The organism is Arsenophonus sp. ENCA (assembly GCF_002287155.1).
GTDB lineage: Bacteria > Pseudomonadota > Gammaproteobacteria > Enterobacterales > Enterobacteriaceae > Arsenophonus > Arsenophonus nilaparvatae.
Genome location: NZ_NHNG01000051.1, coordinates 1 through 26,513, shown reverse-complemented (window position 1 = coordinate 26,513; position 26,513 = coordinate 1). Strand labels below are relative to the sequence as shown.

The window sequence follows — 26,513 nt, the reverse complement described above, 5'->3', positions numbered from 1 at the left end:
TCCCAAAAAACGTGTGCAATGGATTAAGGACAAATACTTTAAACAGGTAGGTCATCGCCATTGGGTATTTGCTGCATGTGATGAGAATGCCGCAACCGGATTGATAAAACTGGTCAATGCCAGCGATGTAAAGATCCGTCGGCATATCAGAATTCAGCAGAAAGCTAATCCATTTGACCCTGAATGGGATGAGTATTTTGCAAAACGTCACTTCCATAAATTTAGGTACTGACCGGCTGACGTAATGGAGGCTTTGAGAGGCTTGAGCGCAGTGCAGTGAAAGTTGCACGCTGCGTTCTTAGGGGGCGGGAGCGCAGAAATACGCTCTTGCTACCCGACCTATTCAAAGTATAGACTTTGTACGATAAGCGATATAAAAAATTACTGTATATTTATCAGTATGTGCAATATACTGATAAATAATATAATTTTTAAAATTTTACGACAAATAATTTTTGGGAAGTTTGATTAATTGTTATTTGTATGGATAAAGTGTTATCTGAAGGTTGATTTAAAATGAAGCATTGGTTGTGTATTTTAGTTTTTATTTCATTTTTGCGAAATAAATAAGTTTCGGCAGTGAATATAAGTATAAAAATTAATTTTATCATAATGTTAATTGTTTTTAATTTTTTACTCGTCAGAAAACCCACCCAATCATCTTCCAACATTATTCTGTAAATAAAACTAAAGCATCATGCTGTTGCTTGACAAGATTTTCATACCCTTCGTAAACTCTATAGTAAGTGGGAAATTGTGGTGTAATGTGGTGATTTTTGTAATATAAGGGTTGAAGAGATATGTTTCGTGGCGCAACACTCGTCAATCTCGACAGCAAAGGGCGATTAACCGTGCCTACGCGTTATCGCGGTATGCTGAACGAGGAGTCTGAAGGGCAGATGGTTTTTACTATCGACCTTCATCAGCCATGCCTATTACTTTATACATTACCTGAATGGGAAATTATTGAAAAAAAACTATCACAACTTTCTACTATGAATCCGGCTGAACGTCGTGTTCAGCGTTTATTACTTGGGCATGCCAGTGAATGTCAGATGGATAGTGCAGGTCGTCTTTTGCTCGCCAATACTTTGCGGCAACATGCCGGGCTCAAAAAGGCAGTTATGCTGGTTGGTCAAATTAATAAATTTGAGTTATGGGATGAGCAGACTTGGTATCAGCAAGTACAAACGGATATTGAGGCTCAACACAGCACAAATGAACCATTATCAACACGGTTACAGGATCTATCTCTTTAATATGGCAGACAGTCGGTTTAAACACATCAGTGTGCTTCTTGATGAAGCAGTCAATGGATTGAATATAAAAGCAAATGGCATTTATGTTGACGGTACTTTTGGCCGGGGAGGGCACTCGCAATTAATTCTCTCCCAGTTAGGCAGTGAAGGGCGCCTGATCGCGATAGATAGAGATCCGCATGCAGTGGCAGCCGCTGAAAAAATGATCACTGATGACAGATTTTTAATTAAACATGGTTCTTTTTCTCAGTTACAGACATTTATTACAGAAGAGGAATTAGTTGGCAAGATTGATGGCGTACTGCTTGATTTAGGTGTTTCATCACCGCAATTAGATGATCCAGAGCGGGGCTTTTCTTTTATGCGTGATGGACCATTAGATATGCGAATGGATCCGACGACAGGTCAATCTGCCGCTGAATGGCTGATGAAGGCGGAAGAATCGGATATAGCCTGGGTATTGAAAACTTATGGTGAAGAACGATTTGCAAAAAGAATTGCAAAAGCGATTGTGGCTCGTAACCATCATTCAGCGGAAGAGCCATTAACACGGACAAAACAACTTGCAGAATTGATAGCACAAGTTAGTCCGTTTAAAGAGAAACATAAGCATCCAGCAACGCGATCGTTCCAGGCAATTCGTATTTATATCAATAGTGAATTGGAAGAAATAGCAAAAGCATTAGAGGGTTCATTGAAGGTATTGGCACCGCAGGGACGGTTGTCGATTATTAGTTTTCATTCATTGGAAGATAGATTGGTTAAGCGTTTTATCCGCGAGCATAGCAGAGGACCAAAAGTCCCGGTCGGATTACCATTAACCGATGTGCAATTAAAAGCAATTGGTAGCCCGATATTGAAAGTGTTAGGCAAAATGAAACCGACAGCAAGAGAAGTTATCGAAAATCCAAGAGCAAGAAGCTCAGTTGTACGTTTTGCTGAAATGTTGGAATGATAATGACTGCGGAAAAATATAGCTTAATTAGGATCATTGGTTACGATATTTTTCGGCACGGAGCTGTCCCGTTGATTCTATTGATAGTGATTATCATATCAGCGATTTCAATTGTCACAGTCAGTCATCAAACACGATTATTAACAGCACAAAAGGATTTGATAACAGAAGAAAAAGAATCTTTAGATATAGAATGGCGCAATTTGATTTTGGAAGAGAACTCATTAGGAAATCATAGTCGAGTTGAACGCCTTTCGGTTGAAAAGCTACAAATGGTCCATGTAGATCCGACACAAGAACATATTGTGATTGCAAAATAGTTTTAGCCAATAGGTAAACAACATGAAGCCTGCGCGCTCAGTGAAGTATAGAAGGCGGTACGAAGAAAAAGTTAGCTATGTCAGCTGGCGTTTCTTGCTATTGTGTGCGGGCATAGGATTGGCATTAATTGGTCTCATTATTCGTGTTACTTATCTACAAGTTATTAACCCGGAAGAGCTTGTTAAAGAAGGTGATATGCGTTCGCTTCGCGTTCAGAAAGTGACGGCTGCACGGGGCATGATAAGTGATCGTGAGGGGCGTCAGCTAGCAGTAAGTGTTCCGGTTTATGCTATTTGGGCTGATCCGAAAATAATTTACGAAAATGGTGGATTAACCAATGATGAACGTTGGCAAGCATTAGCGGATGAGCTAAGGCTTCCGCTCGAGCAAGTGAACCATAAAATTAGTCTTAACCCTAACAGTCGGTTTGCCTATCTAGCGCGCCAAGTGAATCCATCTGTTGGTGAATATATTAGCAAATTAAAAATAGCCGGTATTTATTTGCGCAAAGAGTCTCGTCGCTATTATCCATCTGGTCCAGTAGCCGCGCATTTAATTGGGGTAACAGATATTGATGGACAGGGAATTGAAGGAATTGAAAAAAGCTTTAACTATCTTTTAACGGGGGCTCCAGGCGAAAGGATAGTGCGTAAAGATCGTTATGGGCGAGTTATCGAAGATGTTTCTTCCATTGATAGTCAGGTTGCCGACGACTTGGTATTAAGTATTGACGAATGCATACAGTCATTGGTTTATCGTGAATTAACACGCAGTGTAATGGAGAATAAAGCCGAGTCGGGTACTGCTATTTTAGTCGATGTTCAGACGGGTGAAGTATTGGCGATGGCTAACAGCCCCTCCTATAACCCGAATAATCTTGCTGGTACTCCAACTCAAGTGATGCGTAACCGCGCGATCACCGATGTATTTGAACCTGGATCAACAGTTAAACCGATGGTAATTGTTAGTGCATTGAATAATGGAATTGTCAAAGCCAATAGTGTGTTAAATACTCAACCCTATATAATTAGTGGTCATGAAATTAAAGATGTAGCAAGGTATAGTGAGTTATCGATTACCGGTATTTTACAAAAATCAAGTAATGTTGGTGTTTCAAAGTTAGCGTTAGCGATGCCTGCCGATGAACTGGTAGACGTTTATGCTCGTTTCGGTTTGGGTAAACCAACAAATTTAGGGTTAATTGGAGAAAGTAGTGGCATCTTTCCTAATAAAAAAATGCGGTGGTCTGAATTTGAAAGGGCCACCTTTTCTTTTGGTTATGGGCTAATGGTAACACCATTACAGTTAGCGAGAGTTTATGCAACAATTGGTAGTTTTGGTATTTATCGCCCGCTATCAATTACAAAAGTTGATCCTCCGGTATCTGGAGCTCGTATTTTCCCTGAGGCGATTATGCGGACGGTGGTTCGCATGATGGAAAGTGTTGCATTGCCTGGTGGCGGTGGTGTTCGAGCCGCAGTGAAGGGTTATCGAATAGCAATTAAGACAGGTACAGCAAAAAAAGTTGGTAATGATGGCCATTATATTAATCAATATATTGCTTATACGGCTGGAGTAGCACCGGCAAGTAACCCTCGTTATGCCCTGGTTGTGATTATCAATGAGCCTACTGCGGGGAAATATTACGGTGGTGCTGTTTCTGCGCCCGTATTTGGAGCCATTATGGGCGGCGTTTTACGTTTAATGAATATAGAGCCTGATGCATTGACCTCAGATGATAATGAATTAGTAATTAACAAGATAAAAGAGGATACAGGTGGCAGATCGTAATCTACGCGATTTACTTGCACCACTGGGTGTTAACGCGCCAGATAAGGTGTTACGAGAAATGACGCTTGATAGCCGTAAGGTAGCTGCAGGAGACCTATTTTTAGCAATTAAGGGCCATCAAACAGATGGACGACAATATATTTCTCAAGCGATAGCGCAAGGTGTCGCTGCAATTATTGCTGAAGCACAAGGCGAGACAGAAGCTGGAACGATTCGATATATGCATGGCGTCCCTGTCATTTATATTAATGATCTGAATAATCAATTATCAATGTTAGCGGGAGAATTTTATCAACATCCAGCTGCAAAATTGCGATTAATCGGTGTAACAGGAACAAATGGTAAAACAACCACTACTCAGCTAATTGCTCAGTGGGCTAAAGGGCTGGGCGAAGTCAGTGCCATAATGGGCACGGTGGGTAACGGAATATTAGGACAAATTGTACCTAGTGAAAATACCACCGGCTCGGCGGTTGATGTTCAGGCTGAATTGCAGTTGTTGGTTGACAAGCAGGCAACCTTAGTGGCGATGGAAGTTTCCTCCCATGGCTTAGTGCAAGGTCGGGTTGCTGCTATTCCTTTTACCGCTGCTGTGTTTACTAATTTAAGTCGTGATCACCTTGATTATCATGGTGATATGCAAAATTATGCAGCGGCAAAATGGTTATTATTTTCAAGCCATAAATCTGATAAACAGATTATCAATGTAGATGATGATACCGGTTTGCAGTGGCTTGCAAGATTACCACAAGCATGTGCAGTTTCGATGGAGGATCGCATACCTAACGATTGGCAGGGTGCTTGGGTGCTAGTGGAGCAAGTTGATTATCATGATCGTGGGGCGACGATTCATTTTAATTCGACTTGGGGAAAAAGTTCGCTAGAAAGCCCACTAATGGGGGCTTTTAATGTTAATAATGTCATGTTAGCCATGGCGACACTTTTAATGATCGGTTACCCATTTGATACGGTGATAAAATCATCACATGCCATACAACCGGTCTGTGGACGAATGGAAGTTTTCACCTCACCAGGACGGCCAACGGTTGTTGTCGATTATGCTCATACTCCGGATGCACTCGAAAAAGCATTAATTGCACTCCGTCTCCATTGTCGTGGCAAACTTTGGTGTGTATTTGGTTGTGGTGGTGATAGAGACAAGGGTAAACGTGCATTAATGGGCAGTGTGGCTGAACAGTATGCTGATATTGTGGTAGTAACCGATGATAATCCACGTAGTGAAGAGCCTAAAGCCATAATCGATGATATTTTAAGCGGTTTTCTTGATGCTGGTCGGGCAATACCGATTGTCGGGCGAGTGGAAGCGGTCACTAGTGCGATTATGCAGGCCAATACTGATGATGTCATATTAATTGCCGGTAAAGGTCATGAAGATTATCAAATTATTGGTGATCGTCGGCTCGATTATTCCGATCGCTTGACGGTAGCCCGGTTATTGGGGGTGATGGCATGATCCCTATTTCATTGAAGCAATTGGCTACTGTAACACAAGGTGCTTTACAGCAAATAAATGATCAGCAGGCAGCGAGTTTATGGCTGGATGCGGTAACAACCAATAGCCGCCAGCAACCCATTAATGGTTTATTTATTGCTTTAAAGGGTGAACATTTTGATGGTCACCATTTTGCTAAAGAGGCTATTGCAGCTGGTGCTACGGCATTATTAGTTGAGCAGCCGTTAACTATTCACTGCCCACAAGTTATTGTTAAAGATACACGTTTAGCTATGGGGAATTTAGCTGCTTGGGTTCGATCACAAAGCAAAGCTAAGGTTATAGGGCTAACGGGCTCATCTGGCAAAACTTCGGTTAAAGAGATGGTGGCCGCCATTCTATCACAATGTGGTACAACACTTTTTACTGCAGGTAATTTCAATAATGATATTGGTGTGCCTTTAACGTTATTTCGATTGACGGCAGATCACCAGTATGCAGTGATTGAAATGGGAGCCAATCATATCGGTGAAATTGCCTATACCACTAATATGGTTAGACCGGATAGTGTATTGGTTAATAATTTATTTGCTGCTCATCTTGAAGGTTTTGGTTCATTAGCGGGTGTTGCTAAGGCAAAGGGCGAGATTTTTCAGGGATTAGCGGAAACAGGAACGGCAGTTATTAATTTGGCTAGCCATGATTGGAAAAATTGGCAATCTTATTTTAAACAACAACAAACCATTTGGCGTTTTTCTATAGAGAAACAGCAACAGGCTGATTTTTATGCGGAAAATATTACCACGAAATCAATAGGTAGCGAATTTGAGTTGCATACACCAATCGGTATTGTCTCAATATTATTACCCTTAGCCGGTAAACATAATGTTGCTAATGCATTAGCGGCTAGTGCTTTAGCTATGTCTGTTGGTGCGACGCTTGAGCAAATAAGGCTTGGATTGGCAGCTATTCAGCCGGTATCAGGTCGTTTATACCCAATTCATTTAGCGCCCGGTAAACTTATTTTAGATGACACCTACAATGCCAATACCGGTTCTATGATTGCTGCTGCTGATGTTTTATCTCAAATGCCTGGATACCGTATTTTGGTGGTCGGTGATATGGGTGAATTAGGCGATCAGACCGAAAAATGGCATCAAGCAGTCGGCTTGGCGACTCAGCAAATGAAGCTTGACCGAGTGTTAAGTATTGGTCAACAAAGTGTCGTTATTAGTCAACAGAGTGGTTGCGGTGAGCATTTTGCTTCTAAAAAAGAGTTAATTGCAAAACTGATCCCATTAATAAAAGAACACGAAACCGTATCAGTTTTAGTTAAAGGTTCGCGCAGTACAGCAATGGAAGAAGTTGTACACGCCTTACAGGAGTGCTTTTTATGTTAGTCTGGTTAGCCGAATATTTAGTTAAATATTTTTCTGGCTTTAATCTTTTCTCCTATTTGACATTTCGGGCTATTACCAGTTTGTTAACGGCTTTGGTGATTGCGCTATGGATGGGGCCCCATTTGATTTCTTATTTGCAAAAATTACAAATAGGTCAGATTGTGCGTGATGAAGGTCCCGAATCGCATTTTAGCAAACGTGGCACACCTACCATGGGCGGTGTGTTGATTTTATCTTCTATTGTGATTTCAGTCATGCTATGGGCGCGGTTAAATAATCCATATGTTTGGTGCGTATTAGCCGTTTTATTGGGATATGGTGTTATTGGCTTTATTGATGATTATCGTAAAGTGGTACGTAAAAACTCTAGAGGATTGATTGCTCGGTGGAAATATTTCTGGCAATCCGTATTGGCTTTGGGAGTAGCATTTGCTCTATATAGCACAGGTAAAGATACGGCAGTCACTCAATTGGTTGTACCATTTTTTAAAGATGTCATGCCACAACTTGGTCTGTTTTATATTTTACTGACTTATTTTGTCATTGTTGGCACAAGTAATGCAGTTAATTTGACTGATGGACTAGACGGTTTAGCGATTATGCCAACCGTTTTTATTTCGGCAGGTTTTGCATTAGTGGCTTGGGCAACGGGTAATTTCAATTTTGCCAACTATTTAAAAATTCCTTATATCAGCCACGCAGGTGAATTAGTCGTGGTTTGTACGGCAATTGTTGGTGCCGGTTTGGGATTTTTATGGTTTAACACCTATCCTGCGCAAGTTTTCATGGGCGATGTTGGCTCATTGGCATTAGGCGGTGCATTGGGAACAATTGCGGTTTTATTACGGCAAGAATTTTTATTATTGATTATGGGTGGTGTGTTTGTTGTTGAAACCTTATCGGTAATTTTACAAGTTGGATCATTTAAACTGCGTGGTCAACGCATTTTTCGGATGGCGCCGATCCACCATCATTACGAATTAAAAGGATGGCCTGAACCTCGAGTCATTGTGCGTTTTTGGATCATCTCATTAATGCTGGTATTGATTGGATTGGTAACATTAAAGGTACGTTAATAATGGCTAATTATCAGGGCAAAAAAGTTGCCATCATCGGATTAGGCCAGACAGGTCTATCTTGTATCGACTTTTTTCTCTCTCGCCAGGTTGTGCCACGCGTAATTGATACCAGAATAACACCGCCAGGTAAGGATAAATTGCCGGCGGAAGTCGCCTGCCACTGTGGTAGTTGGAATAGTGAATGGTTGATGGCGGCTGATTTGATCGTTGCAAGCCCCGGTATTTCGCTTGCTACTCCAGAATTAAAAAAAGCCGCAGATAAAGGTATTGAAATTATTGGTGATATTGAACTTTTTTGTCGTGAAATAGATAAACCGATAGTTGCTATCACCGGTTCTAATGGTAAGAGTACGGTTACAGCATTAGTTGGTGAAATGGCAAAAGCAGCTAATTGGCAAGTGGCAGTTGGTGGCAATATTGGAACGCCAGTGCTGACATTATTAGCAAAAGATTATGATTTGTATGTATTAGAGCTTTCTAGTTTTCAGCTTGAAACAACATCAAGTTTAAAGGCTGCGGTAGCAACCATATTAAATGTGACAGAAGATCATATGGATCGGTATCCGACAGGTGTTGAACAGTACCGCGCGGCTAAGTTACGAATTTATGATGGCGCTAAAGTTTGTATTATTAATGAACAAGAACCACAAACTTGGCCACTATTGGGCCGTGATGCACGTTGTATCAGTTTTGGCATTAATAGCGGGGATTATCAATTAAATACACGTTGCCAAGAACTACAAATAAAAGGGCAACCGATTATTGATACCGCTGAAATACGGTTAGTTGGGCAGCATAACTATCTTAATGGCGCGGCTGCGCTGGCTTTAGCGGATACGGTGAAGATTCCAAGGAAAGCAAGTTTAACGGCATTAACTCAATATGCAGGCTTGCCTCATCGTTGCCAATTAGTTCATCAGCATCAAGGTATTCAATGGGTTAATGATTCTAAAGCAACGAATGTTGGCAGCACAGAAGCCGCTTTAAAAGGTTTACAAGTAGCTGGAACGCTTTATTTATTATTGGGTGGGGAGGGAAAGTCAGCAGATTTTTCACCATTAAAACCCTATATCTCAGCAAAAAACATTAAATTATGTTGTTTTGGCCGTGATGGTTATCAATTGGCACAATTAAAACCGAATAGTTTGTTACTAGATACAATGGGGCAATGTCTGCGCGCCATCGCACCAGAATTGAAAGCTAGTGATATGGTACTTCTTTCACCTGCTTGTGCTAGCTTCGACCAATTTCGTAACTTTGAACAACGGGGTGATAGATTTAGCCAATTAGCAAAGGAGTTAGGTCAAGAATGATATTTAACTTCAAACGACTAACAAATTGGGCTAACGGTGAGCCGGATAACGATGTTCTGGATACGCTCCTTTATGATCGTACCTTGGTTTGGCTGACATTAGGTCTGGCTATAATTGGTTTTATTATGGTGACATCAGCATCGATGCCAGTTGGGCAGCGTTTAACGCAAGATCCTTTTTTCTTTGCTAAACGCGATGTTATCTATCTTATTTTATCATTTGGTTTAGCTTTATTAGTCTTAAATATTCCAATGGTGTGGTGGGAAAAATATAATTTTTTATTATTGATAACCTCCCTAATACTGTTATTAGTGGTATTGGTTGCCGGAAGCTCAGTTAATGGAGCTTCTCGTTGGATTAATACCGGTATTATCCGTATACAGCCAGCTGAGATCGCAAAATTAGCCTTGTTTTGCTATGTATCCAGTTATTTAGTCAGAAAAACCGATGAGGTGCGAACGCGGTTTTTGGGCTTTATCAAACCGATGTGCATTTTAATATTAATGGCTATTTTACTGCTATTACAACCTGATTTAGGTACAGTAATTGTGCTGGTTGTGACAACTTTAGCACTGCTATTCCTTGCAGGTGCTAGATTAGCACCGTTTATTATCGGTATTGTTATTTGTGCGGTAGGTGTTATTGGCTTGATCTATTTTGAGCCTTATCGTTTGCGTCGAATAACCTCTTTTCTCAATCCATGGGCGGATCCTTTTGGCAGTGGCTATCAATTAACACAATCTTTGATGGCGTTTGGGCGTGGTGAATTATGGGGCCAAGGTTTAGGTAATTCTATCCAAAAATTAGAATATTTGCCTGAAGCACATACTGATTTTATTTTCTCAGTATTAGCGGAAGAACTTGGTTATATCGGTGTTGTGTTAGTGCTTTTAATGTTATTTTTCGTTGCTTTTCGCAGCATGATGATTGGCAAACGGGCATTAGATGCAAAGCAACATTTTTCTGGTTATCTAGCCTGTTCAATCGGTATCTGGTTCACTTTCCAAGCGTTGGTTAATGTTGGCGCTGCAGCCGGAATGTTACCAACTAAAGGATTGACACTACCGTTAATTAGCTATGGCGGCTCTAGCTTATTAATTATGTTTATTGCCATTGCTATCTTGTTACGTATCGATTTTGAAACACGCCTTAAGAGAGCACAAGCATTTGTAAGGAGAACGAAATGAGCCAACCAAAACGCCTCCTGGTGATGGCAGGCGGTACTGGAGGACATGTTTTTCCCGGACTGGCAGTGGCTAATTATTTAAAGCTACAAGGTTGGGATGTTCGTTGGTTAGGAACTGCTGACCGGATGGAGGCAGATTTAGTTCCTAAGCATGGCATTGAGATTGAATTTATAAACATTTCTGGTTTACGTGGTAAAGGTATCAAAGCATTGCTGGTAGCTCCGTTTAAAATTATTAAAGCAATAAAGCAGGCAAAAGTGATTATGCAGCGTTATCAACCTGATGTCGTATTAGGCATGGGAGGATATGTTTCTGGCCCAGGCGGTATTGCTGCCTGGTTATCTAATATTCCAATTGTACTGCATGAGCAAAATGGGGTAGCAGGTTTAACCAATCGGTGGTTAGCTAAAATTGCTAAGCGTGTTTTACAAGCATTTCCAAGCGCATTCCCTAATGCTACGGTAGTCGGAAACCCAGTTCGTGAGACGGTATTAGCCTTACCTGAACCTGAAGAACGTTTAATTGATCGTGATGGCGCTATTCGAATTTTAGTGATAGGGGGTAGTCAAGGGGCAAGAATTTTAAACAAAACATTACCCGAAGTAGCCGCTCAACTAGATGGAAAAGTGACTATTTGGCATCAAGCGGGCAAAGGTGCTCAGCAAATGACGGAAACTTTATATAAAAAGTTATGTGGGAAATCAGATAATTATAAAGTAACTGAATTTATTGATGATATGGCTGAGGCTTATGCTTGGGCTGATGTCATCATCTGTCGAGCAGGTGCTTTAACGGTAAGTGAAGTTGCTGTTGCCGGCTTACCAGCAATTTTTGTTCCTTTTCAGCATAAAGATCGGCAACAGTACTCGAATGCGTTACCGTTAGAGAAGGCTGGAGCAGCGAAAATTGTTGAGCAACCCCAATTTTCAACGGATGCGTTGGTGAATCTATTAAATCAATGGTCACGTCCGCAGTTATTAGATATGGCAAAAAAAGCACGAGCGACATCGATTACTGACGCAACTAAACGTGTGGCGGTAACCTTAATTGAAGTTGCTAAATGAAACCGATTTTACATTGCAGAATGTTGAAATCAGCGATAGAAATAGTGAAGAGAGTAAAGTGAATACACAACAATTAGCCAAATTAAGAGCAACAGTGCCTGAAATGCATCGGGTTAGGCATATCCATTTTGTTGGCATTGGCGGTGCTGGCATGGCCGGTATTGCTGAAGTGTTGGCTAACGAAGGTTATGAAATTAGTGGTTCTGATTTGTTACCTAATACGGTTACTGAGCAATTAATAGAGCTTGGCGCAAAAATTTATTTTAATCACAGACCAGAGAATGTTGCAAATGCTTGCGTTGTTGTCGTATCTACGGCAATCGCTGCCGATAATCCAGAAATTATTGCAGCACGCGAAGCTCGTATTCCGGTCATTCGACGCGCTGAAATGTTGGCTGAATTAATGCGTTTTCGTCATGGAATTGCTATCGCAGGAACCCATGGCAAAACAACGACTACCGCAATGATTGCCAGCATCTATGCGCAAGCAGGGTTAGATCCAACTTTTATCAATGGCGGATTAGTGAAAGCAGCAGGAGTTCATGCACGTCTAGGGACTAGCCGCTATTTAATTGCAGAAGCCGATGAGAGTGACGCTTCTTTCTTACATTTACAACCACTAGTTGCTGTTATAACAAATATAGAAGCAGATCACATGGAGACTTATGATGGTGATTTTGAGAAATTAAAACAGACTTTCATTAGTTTCTTACATAATCTGCCATTTTATGGTCGAGCAGTATTATGTATCGATGATCCAGTGGTGCGCTCGCTGCTATCGCAAATAGGTCGTTATATTACCACTTATGGTTTTAGTGATGACGCAGATGTGCGTATTAAATCCTATAAACAGCGAGGTAATCAAGGTTTCTTTACTGTAGCGCGAGAAAACCGAACTGATTTAGCGTTTATTTTGAATGCACCAGGGCGTCATAATGCATTAAATGCAACTGCGGCTATTGCAGTAGCGACGGAAGAAGGAATTGATGATAGTGCTATCTTGACTGCGCTAGAAAAATTTCAAGGCACGGGTCGACGTTTTGATTTCTTAGGTAATTTCCCTTTAGCTGAAGTTAATGGCAAAAAAGGTAGCGTTATGCTGGTGGATGATTATGGTCACCATCCAACAGAAGTTAATGCTACTATTAAAGCAGCAAAAGAAGGATGGCCAGATAAACGTATCGTGATGGTTTTTCAGCCTCACAGATATACTCGCACGCGTGATTTATATGATGATTTTGCCAATATTTTAGAGCAGGTTGATGTATTGATAATGCTAGATGTCTATCCGGCAGGAGAAGAGCCTATTCCTGGTGCAGATAGTCGCTCATTATGTCGGACAATTCGCAATCGAGGCAAATTGGATCCTATTTTTGTCGCTGAACATGAGCAAATTAGCGAAACATTAGCACAAATTATCGAAGATAACGACCTGATACTTATACAGGGAGCTGGTAATATCGGCAAGATAGCACGTAATTTGGCTGACACAGATTTACGGCMAATGCTAACAAATGAGGGAAAGGATCATGGCTGATAAAGTTGCCGTGCTTTTAGGCGGAAATTCAGCCGAAAGAGAGGTGTCACTGCAATCTGGTGAGGCGGTAGTAAATGGCTTGCGCGATGCTGGAATAGATGCCTATCCAGTTGATATTAAAGATTTTGCTGTCATCAAATTAAAAGAAGCTGGTTATAATAGAGTTTTTATTGCTTTGCATGGACGCGGTGGTGAAGATGGCACGGTGCAAGGGGTTTTAGAATTTTTAGGTTTACCCTATACCGGTAGTGGTGTTTTAGCTTCATCACTTTCGATGGACAAGCTACGTACTAAACAGTTATGGACGGGGATAGGTTTACCGATTGCACCCTATATAGCACTGGAGAAACAACAGTTAGCAATGATGTCAGATGAAATGCTTTTTGAGTCTGTTTATCATTTCGGCTTACCACTTATTGTGAAGCCAAGTCTTGAAGGTTCAAGCGTTGGTATGAGTAAAGTAACCACTTTGCCTGAACTAAGAATAGCGCTCGAGTTTGCTTTTCGTTATGACAAAGATGTGCTGATTGAAAAATGGCTAAATGGGCCTGAATATACCGTGGCAATTGTAGGGGAGCAGGTACTGCCTTCGATTCGTATTCAACCGGTAGGCGTTTTTTATGATTATGATGCTAAATATCTCTCTAATGAAACACAATATTTTTGTCCTAGCGGGTTGAAAACTGAAGAAGAACAACAATTGAATGAATTAGCGTTAGCGGCTTATAAGGCAGTTGGTTGTACTGGTTGGGGACGCGTTGATGTCATGAGGGATAACAATGGTATTTTTTATTTATTAGAAATTAATACCTCACCGGGAATGACCGGTCATAGTTTAGTCCCAATGGCTGCTAAACAAGCAGGAATGAGTTTTTCACAGTTAGTTAAAAAGATTTTGGAATTGGCTAAGTAATATGCCGCAGGCATCATTGAACGTTCATAATAAAGAGCCTAAAGAGCGTCACAACGATGGCGGCCGAAGTAATGGTTCTTATTTGGCAGGCATTATCTTCTTCTTGATAGTATTGGGTACTATTATATGGAGTGGGTGGATGGTATTAAATTGGATGAAAGACGTTAATCGATTGCCTATTTCCAAGCTGGTGATCACTGGAGAACGCCTTTACACCCGTGATGATAATGTTAGAAAAGCAATATTGGCACTAGGTATGCCGGGTACATTTATGACTATTGATGTGAATGCGATCCAGAATCAAATAAAAACCATGCCATGGATAAAGCAAGTTACGGTACGTAAACAATGGCCGGATGAACTAAAAATTCATTTAGTGGAATATAAGCCTTATGCCAAATGGAATGATACCTTTTTTATTAATGCAGAAGGCTCTGTTTTTAGCTTACCAGCGTTATTAAATGTTAAAGGTAATTTCCTAATGCTATATGGTCCACAAGGCAGCCAGCAAGAAGTATTAGAGATGTATCGTGTTATGCAACAGCAACTAGCGCCACATAATTTTAGCATTAGGTCAGTATCAATGACTGGACGACGCGCTTGGCAATTAGTTTTAGCGAATGATATTCGATTAAATATCGGTAAACAGGATATTAAAGAAAGATTAAACCGTTTTGTTGAGCTTTATCCACTATTAAAACAAGTGACAGATAAACGTATTGGATATATAGATTTGCGATATGGTAGCGGTGCTGCGGTAGGTTGGTTACCACTTTTAGCCGAACCTGTTACACACTGAATTGAAATAGTTTGAGACTGCTGATTGATCAGATACAGGCAAATTAACGATGATTAAAACGACGGACAGAAAATTAGTAGTTGGTCTTGAAATTGGAACTTCCAAGGTTTCTGCGCTGGTTGGTGAAATTCTGCCTGATGGGATGGTAAATATTATTGGTGTCGGCAATTGTCCATCTCGAGGGATGGATAAAGGCGGTGTGAATGATTTGGAATCAGTCGTTAAATGTGTGCAGCGAGCTATTGATCAAGCAGAATTGATGGCGGATTGCCAAATATCATCGGTTTATCTGGCGCTTTCTGGCAAGCACGTTAGTTGCCAAAATGAAATAGGTATGGTGCCTATTTCTGAGGATGAAGTTACTCAAGATGATGTAGATAGCGTAGTTCATACTGCTAAATCTGTCCGGGTCCGTGATGAGCATAGAATTTTACACGTTATACCACAAGAATATGCGATTGATTATCAAGAAGGAATTAAAAATCCAGTAGGACTTTCAGGTGTACGTATGCAAGCTAAGGTACATCTAATTACTTGCCATAATGATATGGCCAAAAATATTGTCAAAGCAGTTGAACGTTGTGGTTTAAAAGTAGATCAATTAATTTTTGCCGGTTTAGCGTCAAGTTATTCCGTTTTAACGGAAGATGAACGTGAATTGGGGGTATGTGTCGTCGATATTGGCGGAGGAACTATGGACATAGCCGTTTATACTGGCGGTGCACTGCGCCATACCAAGGTTATACCCTATGCTGGTAATGTCGTGACAAGTGATATTGCTTATGCATTTGGTACTCCCCCTAGTGATGCGGAAACAATAAAAGTTCGCCATGGATGCGCATTAGGTACTATTGTTAGTAAAGACGAGAATGTTGAGGTACCAAGTGTAGGTGGACGGCCGCCAAGAAGTTTACAACGTCAAACATTAGCTGAAGTTATCGAGCCACGTTACACAGAGTTGCTAAACTTAGTAAATGACGAGATTTTAAAATTGCAAGAACAATTACGCCAGCAAGGTGTTAAACATCATCTGGCAGCGGGTATTGTCTTAACAGGAGGCGGTGCTCAAATTGATGGTCTAGTCGAATGTGCCCAAAGAGTATTCCATACTCAGGTACGCATCGGTAAGCCATTAAATATAACTGGTTTAACGGACTATGCACAGGAGCCTTATTACTCCACAGCTGTCGGGCTCCTGCATTACGGCAAACAGTCTCATCTTGGGAATGAAGCCGAAATGGATAAGCGTACATCAGTGAGTAGTTGGTTTCATAAAATCACTAGTTGGCTGAGAAAAGAATTTTAATTTTGTAAGAAGCAAATCTTCGCTTCTATATAAGGCACAAAACGGAGAGAGATTATGTTTGAACCAATGGAATTAACCAATGACGCGGTGATTAAAGTCATCGGCGTTGGCGGTGGCGGTGGCAATGCCGTTGAACACATGGTGCGTGAACGCATCGAAGGTGTTGAATTCTTTGCTGTTAATACAGATGCTCAGGCATTACGTAAAACAGCAGTAGGACAAACTATTCAGATCGGCAATGGTATTACTAAAGGCTTGGGAGCAGGAGCGAATCCTGAAGTTGGTCGTAATGCCGCTGAAGAAGATCGTGAAGCCTTGCGCAATGCGCTTGATGGGGCAGATATGGTCTTTATTGCTGCTGGTATGGGTGGTGGTACGGGCACCGGCGCAGCCCCTGTTGTAGCCGAAGTTGCTAAAGAGCTTGGTATACTGACGGTAGCGGTTGTGACCAAACCTTTCAACTTTGAAGGTAAAAAACGCATGGCATTTGCTGAAACAGGGATCTCAGAACTGTCTAAGCATGTTGATTCCTTGATTACCATTCCGAATGATAAATTATTAAAAGTGCTTGGACGCGGTATTTCTTTGCTAGATGCATTCGGTGCCGCCAATGATGTGTTGAAAGGAGCGGTTCAAGGCATTGCTGAGCTTATTACTCGTCCAGGTTTAATGAATGTCGATTTTGCAGATGTTCGTACCGTCATGTCTGAAATGGGTTATGCTATGATGGGATCAGGCGTAGCACGAGGTGAAGATCGAGCTGAAGAAGCGGCAGAAATGGCAATTTCCAGCCCCTTGTTGGAAGATATCGATTTATCGGGCGCTCGTGGTGTATTAGTTAATATTACCGCAGGTTTTGATTTACGGCTTGATGAATTTGAAACAGTGGGTAATACCATTCGTGCATTTGCCTCTGATAATGCAACAGTTGTTATCGGTACTTCACTGGATCCTGAAATGAATGATGAGTTACGGGTGACCGTGGTTGCTACAGGAATTGGTATGGATAAGCGACCAGAAATCACATTGGTTACTAACAAAACAGCCAAAAAATCATCGCTAGAACAGCGTTATCAGCAGATGCAAGGCTCAATGCCGGCTATGACGCCGTTAACAGAGGAAAAATCTGCTGCTAAAGTGGTGAATGAGCAAAATATGCAATCAAATAAAGAGCCGGACTATCTTGATATTCCAGCTTTTTTAAGAAAACAGGCTGATTAGTTAACAATTGATTGGTTTCTCTGCTTTTTGTGCTAAAATATCTTGCTAGTCCTGGAGTGAGGATTAGCAAGACTGTTAACGATGTGAGAGAAAATGATGATCAAACAAAGGACACTAAAACGTATTGTTCAAGCGACGGGCGTCGGTTTACATACTGGCAAGAAAGTCACTTTAGCATTGCGTCCAGCACCGGCCAATACCGGGGTCATCTACCGCCGTACAGATTTAAATCCACCGGTTGATTTCCCGGCTGAGGCAAAATCGGTACGTGATACCATGCTATGTACCTGCTTGGTCAATGAAGATGATGTACGTATTTCAACGGTAGAACATCTGAATGCTGCATTGGCAGGGCTAGGAATTGACAATATTATCATTGAGGTAGATGCACCAGAAATTCCAATAATGGATGGAAGTGCTGCGCCTTTTGTATTTCTATTGTTAGATGCAGGCATTGAAAATTTAAACAGCGCCAAGAAATTTCTTCGTATTAAAGAGAGTGTTCGAGTTACAGATGGTGATAAATGGGCTGAGCTAGCACCTTATAACGGATTTAGCTTAGATTTCACTATCGATTTCAATCATCCTGCTATTAATAGTAGTACTCAACGTTATAAACTAGATTTTTCGGCAAAATCTTTTGTTAGAGATATTAGTCGTGCGCGTACGTTTGGCTTCATGCATGATATTGAGTATTTACAATCTAAAGGGTTATGTTTGGGCGGTAGCTTTGATTGTGCGATTGTTGTTGATGATTATCGCGTATTAAATGAAGATGGCTTGCGTTTTGAAGATGAATTTGTGCGTCATAAAACGCTAGATGCTATTGGTGATTTATTTATGTGTGGTCATAATATCATTGGTGCTTTTACCGCGTATAAATCAGGCCATGCATTGAATAACAAATTATTGCAGGCTGTTTTAGCGGCGGAATCTGCTTGGGATATGGTGACGTTCGAAGATGAATCTGAAATGCCAGTCCCATTTAAAACACCTTCGACAATAATAATCTGAGATATATTATTTTAAGCAGGATATTCTAACTATGGTACATCAGTGGATTATTCTCTCTCTTACGTTACTTTCGTTGATGCTTTATACTCAACACTAATCCTTATTGCTAGTTGCTTTGGTATTCTCTCCGGCCAATGCAGCTAGCCGCTCTAATTTTTCCTTTAGTTTTTTTGGACTTCTTTTTGCTAGGTTACGAATTGTCTTTGCACTTTCTTTGCTTAGCTGGCTTATTATCTGTTTTGATGGTTTTATAGCTATTTGCTGAAATGATAAGCAATTTTTTGAATTTTTAGATGATAATGATGGATTAATCATTATGTTGATTGAAGATAAAGATGGTAAAATAGTGTTACGTAATGTTGAGAGTAGCGTAGGAAGTTCATAGTTTAGTCGCACTTTCCGGCTAGCATTTGTAACTTCTAGAATAAGAATATGTTGACGATAATTAGCGACTCGACACCAAGCCTTTAACTCGATAGGAAGTAGGCTGATAACAGTATTATTGAGTTTAATTAATGCCTGCGCGCGCTGTTGAATCGTTTGTAAGGTATTGGACTCAAGGTTGCTCTCTTTTAACAAAATATTTAAAGATTGGGGATAACTATCGCGCATTTTTTACTCCAACTCTTATATTATATGATATTTAATGAATATATTAGATCTTTGTCGACATTTTGGTAAACGATATTTTTGGCCGCACCTGCTATTAGGTATTGTAACGGCTAGTATTGGTATACCTACAACTTTGGCAAAAGTGACTGAAAATATGTCACATACTAGCCAGTTATTACCACATTATCAGCAAAATTTAGCATTAGATCATCTAATAGCCGCCAGTAAATATCGTATTTTTTATAATTGTGGCGCAAATTATTGGCATCAGCATGCTTTACGTAATATGATCCGTCAGCTGACTTTTGTTTTTTCAGCCCAAGAGACACAAAAGCAGCTGGACGCCAACTTAAGTGCACACAACAAACCAATTTCGCTTTATAATATGCTTGACACTCTTTACTCTATGATTAATTTGAGTGTTTTTCATCCTAATGAGCAAAATTTCAGCTATTCATTAACACAATCTTCTTACCACATTACCTACCAAACTGCGCTATGGGTTGCTTGGGGTCAGGGTATTCGAGCTGGGCCTTAACACAAATTTCATAGACTTTTCGTTGATTCTTATAGCAACCATTGTTCAACTGAATATATTAATTATATCGGTTGAAAATAGATAATATAGGTGGATTCTAACAAGAACACTGCCTTAATTGAGAAAAAATATTTATGTTAACTAAGTTACTAACAAAAATTTTTGGTAGTCGTAATGATCGTACTTTACGTCGTTTAGGTAAATTTGTTGATATTATTAATCAGTTAGAGCCTGAATTTGAAAAATTTTCCGACCAAGAACTTAAAGCCAAGACTGATGAATTTCGCCAGCGCCTTAAATCAGGTTCAACATTAGATGATTTAATCCCAGAGGCGTTTGCCACCGTTCGCGAAGCCAGTAAACGGGTATTTAATATGCGGCATTTTGATGTTCAGTTGCTAGGGGGGATGGTACTTAATGAGCGCTGTATTGCAGAGATGCGTACTGGTGAAGGAAAGACATTAACATCTACATTACCTGCATATTTAAATGCTTTAACGGGTAAGGGTGTCCATATTGTTACTGTAAACGACTATTTAGCTAAGCGTGATGCAGAAAATAATCGGCTATTGTTTGAATTTCTTGGTATGACAGTCGGTATTAATTTACCCGGTATGCCTGCTACATTGAAGCGTGAAGCCTATGCCGCGGATATTACCTATGGGACTAATAATGAATATGGTTTTGATTATCTACGTGACAACATGGCTTTTAGTCCGGAAGAGCGTGTGCAGCGTAAACTCCATTATGCATTAGTCGATGAGGTTGATTCTATTTTAATTGATGAAGCTCGTACCCCATTGATTATTTCAGGACCGGCAGAAGATAGTTCAGATCTATACAAAAAAGTGGATAAACTAATCCCTAATCTTAAGCAGCAAGAAAAAGAAGATTCAGATACTTTTCAAGGAGAAGGTCATTTTTTTGTTGATGAAAAATCACGTCAAGTTACATTGACAGAACGTGGATTAGAATTAATTGAGCAATTATTAGCAAAAGCGAATTTAATGGAAGAGGGTGAGTCATTATATTCTCCGGCTAATATTATGCTTATGCACCATGTCATGGCTGCCCTACGTGCTCATGCACTTTTCAGTCGAGACGTAGATTATATTGTCAAAGACGGTCAGATTATTATTGTTGATGAGCATACTGGACGGACAATGGAAGGACGCCGTTGGTCAGATGGATTGCATCAAGCCGTAGAGGCAAAAGAAGGTGTTGAAATTCAAAATGAGAATCAAACATTGGCATCAATTACCTTCCAAAATTATTTTCGGCTATACGAAAAACTCGCCGGTATGACCGGTACTGCTGATACAGAAGCTTTCGAATTTAGATCTATCTATAAATTGGACACAATTGTTATTCCAACTAATCGTCCGATGATCCGTAATGATTTACCTGATTTAGTTTATATGACTGAAGCGGACAAATTTGCTGCCATTATTGATGATATTCGTGAATGTATTAGCCGAGGCCAACCGGTATTAGTAGGTACTATTTCAATCGAAAAATCAGAACTAATTTCTCAGGAACTAACTAGAGCTAAAATTGCGCACAATGTTTTAAATGCTAAGTTCCATGCAATGGAAGCAGATATTATTGCTGAAGCCGGGCAGGCAGGTTCAGTGACTATTGCAACTAATATGGCGGGGCGAGGTACAGATATTGTATTAGGAGGCATCTGGCAAGCAGAAATCAATAAACTAGAGGACGCTAGTCAGGAGCAAATTGATAAAATAAAGACAGCATGGCAAGAGCGGCATGAAGCGGTAATTGCTGCTGGTGGTTTACATATCATTGGTACAGAACGCCATGAATCCCGTCGTATTGATAACCAATTACGTGGGCGTTCTGGACGCCAAGGTGATCCGGGTTCATCCCGTTTTTATCTTTCAATGGAAGATTCTTTGATGCGTATCTTTGCCTCTGAGCGAGTGGCAGGAATGATGCGTAAATTGGGTATGAAATCTGGTGAAGCGATTGAACATCCTTGGGTAACGAAAGCAATTGCTAATGCACAACGTAAGGTTGAAAGCTGTAACTTTGATATTCGAAAACAACTTTTAGAATATGATGATGTTGCTAACGATCAGCGTCGAGCTATCTATTCACAGCGCAATGATTTATTAGATGGTGGTGATGTTAGTGAAACGATTGACAGTATTGGTGAAGATGTTATAACCGTAACTATTGATGCTTATATCCCTCCCCAATCTTTGGAAGAAATGTGGGATATTGATGGTTTACAAAAGCGATTAAGCAACGATTTTAGTTTAGAATTACCTGTTCAAGAATGGTTGGATAAAGAACCCGAATTACATGAAGAAACTTTGCGTGAACGTATTCTAGAAAAAACGGTTGCAGCTTATAAAGAAAAAGAGACAATTGTAGGTAGTGAGATGATGCGTAATTTTGAGAAGGGCATCATGTTACAAACTCTTGATACATTATGGAAAGAGCATTTGGCTGCAATGGATTATTTGCGCCAGGGTATTCATTTACGAGGCTACGCACAAAGAGATCCAAAACAGGAATATAAGCGCGAGTCATTTGGTATGTTTGCCAATATGCTAGAAACTTTGAAATATGAAGTAATTAGCACATTAAGCAAAGTAGAAGTTCGATTACCAGAGGAAGTAGCTATACTTGATCAGCAAAGACGTGAAGAGGCAGAACGTCTTATGAAAAAGCAGCACCTGAGCCATGAAATTGAAAATGAAGCATTGATGTCAAAAACAGAAGCTCAAATGGCGGCCCAAGGCCATAAAATTGGTCGTAATGAGCCTTGTCCATGTGGCTCAGGTAAAAAATATAAGCGTTGTCATGGTAGCTTAGGTTAAAGCTCAGTTGCTAAAACAATTAAAAACAGGAGCGGAGAATATGTCCGCTCTTTTACTGTAAACTTCAAAAGTAATTAAATTATTTTTATGGAAAAAAAACAATTACATATTGCTGTTGGTATTATTAGAAATACGAAACAAGAAATTTTTATTACCCAACGGGCAGCTAATTCACATATGGGCGGTTTTTGGGAATTTCCTGGTGGTAAATTAGAAATAGGCGAAACACCAGTAGAAGCGTTGTTGCGTGAACTTAAAGAAGAAATTGGAATAGAAGTTATTAACAGTCAATTGTTGCAGATTGTTGAACATGAATTTCCTGATCGTAGAATAACATTACATTTTTTTCTGGTAGAGCAGTGGGATTGCCAGCCTTATGGAAAAGAAGGTCAATCTTCACGTTGGCTTTTGCAAAAATCACTGGTAGCCGAAGAATTTCCACCTGCCAACCGAGTAATTGTTGATATGCTAATCAATAACTTGATTTGAGTTGCCTATCCCACAGATAAGTTAATATAACTAAGTTTTGAAATTATCTTACCTAAGAGTTATATAATGGTAAAGGTGAAATTTATAGCATTTTTGACTTTAATATTATTTTTTAATGTCATGATCATCGGATATTTCACTCCAATCATCTATTTCGGAAATATTTCGTTGACTTGAGATCCTTTTTTCCTCACCAGCCCATTCACCAAGATCGATTAATCGACATCGTTTGCTACAAAAAGGGCGATAAGGGCTACTCTCTTGCCAAATAACAATTTTATGGCAAGTCGGACATTTTACCGTGAGCTCATCTGGCATAATGACTCCTAACAACAGGCTAATTTAAATGGTAATTCATCAGGTACAATACCATTTTCACTGTCTTCATGTAAGAATCGGATAGCAAAACGTGTTTTATGTCCAGAAATCTGAGGATATAGAGATAGATTTATCGGTAACTTTATTCGGATCAGATCCGCATTTTCTACACTACCTTGATAGAAGCCATTATAACTTTTTTGACTGGTGAATGTATTGGACTTGCGGATCAAATTTAATAGCATATTTAAAGCGGAACGTAACGGAAGGATGCCGTCAATCCAAAAGTTAATTCTAGTTTCTATCTCTTTTTTAGGCGTATTTAACCATAAATGTAAGGCTGGTAAATCAAAACTACAACAACCTCCGGGTATACTTAACCGCTGGCGAGCAATACTAATAACTTTATCTTGCCGTAAGTGTTGACCAATGCGTGGTGCTTCTCTTAATGAAGTGAGATTTTCTTGCAGTTCTTTTAGAAGATTTTTAATCAGAGTTTTATCTGCATGGGGATCACTGCACCATTGATTAAGTTTGTTTTTTTGTTTATTTAATTCTTTAATAATGTCTGCACGTATATCGCTGCGATCTAATACTTCGATTAATTCAGAAACGGCACGAAAAAAAGCTAATCCACTAGCTAATGAGTTGATGTTTTTCAAGTCAATGAGTTGCTGAAGCAAACATTCCATGCGCAGCCAAGAGCGCATTTTCTCATTTAATGGATGTTCATAAATAATGGTAGAAATAGTATTACTCATTGTGTGTTTCCTGAGAAGCATTCATAGCTAATTGCAAATATTTCTGATGTAATTTCGCTAAAGTTTCATCAAGTGTTAAGTTATTATCGTGATTATTAATTATATCATCAGCTTTTTCTAAACGCCTTGTTCGGCTAACTTGGTTAGATAAAATATTTTTTGCTTCTTGTTGGCTAATTCTATCACGTTTCATTATACGAGCTATTTGTTCTTCAGGTGTTACGTCAATGACTAGCACGCGGTTGGCAAGGTGCTCTAGATTATTTTCAATTAATAACGGGACAACCCAAACTACATAAGGGGAATTAAGTAAAGTTAGCTGGCGTTGGGTTTCTTGATGTATTAATGGATGAAGCAAATTATTTAACCAATCTTTTTCTCTTGGATCGCTAAATATTTTTTTTCTTAACTTGGCGCGATTTAAAGCGCCATCGTTATTGAGAATAGTTGAACCAAAATGTTGTTTTATCATGTTAAAAGCATAAGTATTAGGCATAACTATTTGTCTTGAAATGATGTCTGCATCAACAATTGGTACTCCTAAGGATGCAAATTTATCTGAAACGGTACTTTTGCCGCTTCCTATCCCGCCTGTGAGAGCAACAATATAGCTCATGCATCCTCTCTTTCAATAAATTTAAATGGTAAACTCCAGGCAAAGGTCTGATAATTTTTTTATGTTTATTATAACGGGTTTTAACATAATAATATTTTTTATTTTATTGTTACATTGATTACTTAAGAAATAATATTACCTAAATTAAAAATCGGCAAATACATAGTGAATAATAATCCAGTAATTACAACTGCGAGTAATAGTATTAGCATTGGTTCAATTAATTTTATCTTTTTATTAACATGGTTTATTAGGTTATCTTGATACCAATTAGCTAGTTTTTCTAAAAATAATACTAAATTACCAGATAATTCTCCGGCTGTAATAAATTGCAAGCATAGATATGGGAATAGTTTTTCTCTTTTTATACTGTCACTAAAAGAAATACCTCGTTGAATTTTTTGATATATAGAATGGATGGCATCATGATAAACGGGATGTTTTAGTGTTTTTAATACATATTCGAATCCTTCTAATAATGTTAATCCTGATTTTTGGGTAATATGTAGTGTTTGAAAAAAATAGTAAAGTTGTTGCCAACCAATAAGCTTATTGAGTAATGGCAAATGTAAGATAACCTTTTGTTCTTGTTTAATTAAATTTGGTGTATGTTTTCTATATGTAAAATATCCTAAACAAATGCAAGCTAAGGTAACAACGATATACAGAGCATTGTCAGCAATTTTATCAGAAATGGTAATAAGCAACCTAGTCGCTATTGGAAGTTGAGCATCAAATGTTTGATATATTGCTTTAAATTCAGGTAAAACGAAAAATAACATTAGCGAAACCACGACTGAAGCGATAATTAAAATAATGCATGGATACTGTAGTGCTTTAGCTATTTTTTGTTTTAATATTTGTTGTTGTTGAAGTTGTTGGTAAATAAGTTGGCAATTTTTTTCCAGGCTATTGGTTTGGGCACCTCGAAAAACTCAAGATTTTCAATTAACCCTTGGCTTTCATTCTAAATAATTAGATTTTTTTGATTATCACGTTACTGATTCTATCGCACATTGCCCTGGCTAGGGCCATTTAACCCATTCTGGGCGTCAGAAAGCCACGATGCACGCGCTCTGGAAGTACGCCAACCGCTTTAGGTTGTAACATGCTGCCATCATCGTCATGGCAAAATTAGCGCGCACCTGTCCAATGGTGCGGATCAGTTTTCTACCCATTTGTTCCATCGCCGCAAATGCATGTTCAACCCGTGCCCTAGTCTTTGCAATCCTGTGGTTTCGCCCTTGCTGAGTCTTGGACAACGGTTTGTTTCGATGGCCTTTACGCTGAATCTGGCTCCTATAGCCGTTTGCCTTCAGCCAAGCTTCCCGCTCCGCAGAGGGATAGCCTCGGTCGGCGTAGATATTGCGATTGGTGTTGGCCTTGTCAATGACCCTTTCGAAATGCTGACTGTCGTGGGTGCTGGCCGTATCGGTGACGATTTTTCTGATGAATTTGTACTTCTTATCCATGTTTACCGAAAGCTTATAGCCATAATGACTCTTACCGTGTTTTTTAGTCCACGTGGCGTCTAAATCTTTTTGTCGCCGCTTGGTTGGTTTCCAATGAGCAGGCATCGCTTCCTGCTTGAGTTGTTCCTTTTCGTCCTTCGTGAACGACTGCTTGGGAGCCGGTACCAAGGTTGCATCGATGATTTGGCCGCCCCGAGCTATAAAGCCTTTCTTCAGAAGTTGAGAGGTTACACCATCGAAAATGGCTTT

General features: G+C 39.8%; 25 protein-coding genes and 2 pseudogenes. 20 read left to right on the top strand and 7 right to left on the bottom strand.

What is annotated here, in order from left to right; translation table 11 throughout:
* From CBG25_RS01460 to lpxC, 17 genes and pseudogenes are all read left to right on the top strand, one after another.
* Positions 1 to 232: pseudogene (locus CBG25_RS01460) on the top strand (group II intron reverse transcriptase/maturase); the annotation flags it as partial.
* Between the two features lie 568 nt (positions 233 to 800).
* A complete protein-coding gene (gene mraZ, locus CBG25_RS01455) occupies positions 801 to 1,259 on the top strand; it encodes a division/cell wall cluster transcriptional repressor MraZ (protein WP_032115232.1) in 459 nt (152 codons plus the stop codon).
* A gap of 1 nt (position 1,260) precedes the next feature.
* The gene (gene rsmH / locus CBG25_RS01450; RefSeq protein WP_290604006.1) at positions 1,261 to 2,214 is read left to right on the top strand and encodes a 16S rRNA (cytosine(1402)-N(4))-methyltransferase RsmH; all 954 of its coding nucleotides are present in this window, start codon (positions 1,261 to 1,263) and stop codon (positions 2,212 to 2,214) included.
* Positions 2,215 to 2,216: 2 nt separating this feature from the next.
* Positions 2,217 to 2,534 (top strand): cell division protein FtsL, encoded by a 318-nt coding sequence (gene ftsL, locus CBG25_RS01445; RefSeq protein ID WP_290604004.1) that lies wholly within the window; start codon positions 2,217 to 2,219, stop codon positions 2,532 to 2,534.
* A gap of 22 nt (positions 2,535 to 2,556) precedes the next feature.
* Positions 2,557 to 4,326: a peptidoglycan glycosyltransferase FtsI gene (ftsI, locus tag CBG25_RS01440; RefSeq protein ID WP_290604002.1), complete on the top strand. Its 1,770-nt coding sequence runs from the start codon at positions 2,557 to 2,559 to the stop codon at positions 4,324 to 4,326.
* Positions 4,313 to 5,800 (top strand): UDP-N-acetylmuramoyl-L-alanyl-D-glutamate--2,6-diaminopimelate ligase, encoded by a 1,488-nt coding sequence (gene murE / locus CBG25_RS01435; RefSeq protein ID WP_290604000.1) that lies wholly within the window; start codon positions 4,313 to 4,315, stop codon positions 5,798 to 5,800. Before ftsI ends, murE begins: the two co-directional genes overlap by 14 nt.
* Positions 5,797 to 7,179 (top strand): UDP-N-acetylmuramoyl-tripeptide--D-alanyl-D-alanine ligase, encoded by a 1,383-nt coding sequence (murF, locus tag CBG25_RS01430; RefSeq protein WP_290603998.1) that lies wholly within the window; start codon positions 5,797 to 5,799, stop codon positions 7,177 to 7,179. The genes murE and murF overlap by 4 nt, the downstream gene beginning before the upstream one ends.
* Positions 7,173 to 8,255, top strand: coding sequence for a phospho-N-acetylmuramoyl-pentapeptide-transferase (gene mraY, locus CBG25_RS01425; RefSeq protein WP_290603996.1), 1,083 nt, complete (start codon positions 7,173 to 7,175; stop codon positions 8,253 to 8,255). The genes murF and mraY overlap by 7 nt, the downstream gene beginning before the upstream one ends.
* Before the next feature lie 2 nt (positions 8,256 to 8,257).
* Positions 8,258 to 9,571 carry a UDP-N-acetylmuramoyl-L-alanine--D-glutamate ligase gene (gene murD, locus CBG25_RS01420; protein ID WP_290603994.1) on the top strand — a complete coding sequence of 438 codons (1,314 nt, stop codon included), beginning with the start codon at positions 8,258 to 8,260 and terminating at the stop codon, positions 9,569 to 9,571.
* Entirely contained in the window at positions 9,568 to 10,758 is a 1,191-nt protein-coding gene (ftsW, locus tag CBG25_RS01415; RefSeq protein ID WP_290603993.1) for a cell division protein FtsW, read from the top strand. Before murD ends, ftsW begins: the two co-directional genes overlap by 4 nt.
* Positions 10,755 to 11,822: an undecaprenyldiphospho-muramoylpentapeptide beta-N-acetylglucosaminyltransferase gene (gene murG / locus CBG25_RS01410; protein WP_290603992.1), complete on the top strand. Its 1,068-nt coding sequence runs from the start codon at positions 10,755 to 10,757 to the stop codon at positions 11,820 to 11,822. Before ftsW ends, murG begins: the two co-directional genes overlap by 4 nt.
* A 28-nt stretch (positions 11,823 to 11,850) precedes the next feature.
* Entirely contained in the window at positions 11,851 to 13,359 is a 1,509-nt protein-coding gene (murC, locus tag CBG25_RS01405) for a UDP-N-acetylmuramate--L-alanine ligase (RefSeq protein WP_290604010.1), read from the top strand.
* Positions 13,352 to 14,272 (top strand): D-alanine--D-alanine ligase, encoded by a 921-nt coding sequence (locus CBG25_RS01400; protein WP_290603990.1) that lies wholly within the window; start codon positions 13,352 to 13,354, stop codon positions 14,270 to 14,272. The genes murC and CBG25_RS01400 overlap by 8 nt, the downstream gene beginning before the upstream one ends.
* 1 nt (position 14,273) lies before the next feature.
* A complete protein-coding gene (gene ftsQ, locus CBG25_RS01395; protein ID WP_290603989.1) occupies positions 14,274 to 15,071 on the top strand; it encodes a cell division protein FtsQ in 798 nt (265 codons plus the stop codon).
* Between the two features lie 49 nt (positions 15,072 to 15,120).
* A complete protein-coding gene (ftsA, locus tag CBG25_RS01390) occupies positions 15,121 to 16,377 on the top strand; it encodes a cell division protein FtsA (RefSeq protein WP_290603988.1) in 1,257 nt (418 codons plus the stop codon).
* Positions 16,378 to 16,431: 54 nt separating this feature from the next.
* The gene (gene ftsZ / locus CBG25_RS01385; RefSeq protein WP_290603986.1) at positions 16,432 to 17,598 is read left to right on the top strand and encodes a cell division protein FtsZ; all 1,167 of its coding nucleotides are present in this window, start codon (positions 16,432 to 16,434) and stop codon (positions 17,596 to 17,598) included.
* A 96-nt stretch (positions 17,599 to 17,694) separates the two neighbouring features.
* Positions 17,695 to 18,612 carry a UDP-3-O-acyl-N-acetylglucosamine deacetylase gene (gene lpxC, locus CBG25_RS01380; RefSeq protein ID WP_290603984.1) on the top strand — a complete coding sequence of 306 codons (918 nt, stop codon included), beginning with the start codon at positions 17,695 to 17,697 and terminating at the stop codon, positions 18,610 to 18,612.
* A 93-nt stretch (positions 18,613 to 18,705) separates the two neighbouring features.
* On the opposite strand, the gene CBG25_RS01375 is transcribed toward lpxC, so the two are convergent.
* Positions 18,706 to 19,224, bottom strand: a complete 519-nt coding sequence (locus CBG25_RS01375; RefSeq protein ID WP_032115244.1) for a DciA family protein — start codon at positions 19,222 to 19,224, stop codon at positions 18,706 to 18,708.
* Between the two features lie 34 nt (positions 19,225 to 19,258).
* Between CBG25_RS01375 and secM the strand changes: the two genes are divergently transcribed.
* From secM to mutT, 3 genes are all read left to right on the top strand, one after another.
* Complete coding sequence (secM, locus tag CBG25_RS01370) at positions 19,259 to 19,762, top strand: secA translation cis-regulator SecM (protein WP_290603980.1); 504 nt, start codon at positions 19,259 to 19,261, stop codon at positions 19,760 to 19,762.
* 134 nt (positions 19,763 to 19,896) lie between these two features.
* Complete coding sequence (gene secA, locus CBG25_RS01365; RefSeq protein ID WP_290603978.1) at positions 19,897 to 22,608, top strand: preprotein translocase subunit SecA; 2,712 nt, start codon at positions 19,897 to 19,899, stop codon at positions 22,606 to 22,608.
* A gap of 87 nt (positions 22,609 to 22,695) precedes the next feature.
* Positions 22,696 to 23,097 carry an 8-oxo-dGTP diphosphatase MutT gene (mutT, locus tag CBG25_RS01360; protein WP_290603976.1) on the top strand — a complete coding sequence of 134 codons (402 nt, stop codon included), beginning with the start codon at positions 22,696 to 22,698 and terminating at the stop codon, positions 23,095 to 23,097.
* 105 nt (positions 23,098 to 23,202) lie between these two features.
* On the opposite strand, the gene yacG is transcribed toward mutT, so the two are convergent.
* The 6 genes and pseudogenes from yacG to CBG25_RS01330 all read right to left on the bottom strand — a co-directional run.
* Positions 23,203 to 23,415 (bottom strand): DNA gyrase inhibitor YacG, encoded by a 213-nt coding sequence (gene yacG / locus CBG25_RS01355; protein WP_290603974.1) that lies wholly within the window; start codon positions 23,413 to 23,415, stop codon positions 23,203 to 23,205.
* A gap of 8 nt (positions 23,416 to 23,423) precedes the next feature.
* Complete coding sequence (zapD, locus tag CBG25_RS01350) at positions 23,424 to 24,176, bottom strand: cell division protein ZapD (RefSeq protein ID WP_290603972.1); 753 nt, start codon at positions 24,174 to 24,176, stop codon at positions 23,424 to 23,426.
* Positions 24,169 to 24,792: a dephospho-CoA kinase gene (coaE, locus tag CBG25_RS01345; protein WP_290603970.1), complete on the bottom strand. Its 624-nt coding sequence runs from the start codon at positions 24,790 to 24,792 to the stop codon at positions 24,169 to 24,171. The genes zapD and coaE overlap by 8 nt, the downstream gene beginning before the upstream one ends.
* A 122-nt stretch (positions 24,793 to 24,914) precedes the next feature.
* Positions 24,915 to 25,574, bottom strand: a complete 660-nt coding sequence (locus CBG25_RS01340; RefSeq protein WP_290604008.1) for a type II secretion system F family protein — start codon at positions 25,572 to 25,574, stop codon at positions 24,915 to 24,917.
* A pseudogene (locus tag CBG25_RS01335) lies at positions 25,566 to 25,706 on the bottom strand (type II secretion system F family protein); the annotation flags it as partial. The gene CBG25_RS01340 and the pseudogene CBG25_RS01335, both read right to left, overlap by 9 nt.
* Positions 25,707 to 25,844: 138 nt before the next feature.
* Positions 25,845 to 26,513 (bottom strand): IS5 family transposase (locus tag CBG25_RS01330; RefSeq protein WP_290603968.1); only part of this gene is annotated, 669 nt, incomplete at its 5' end.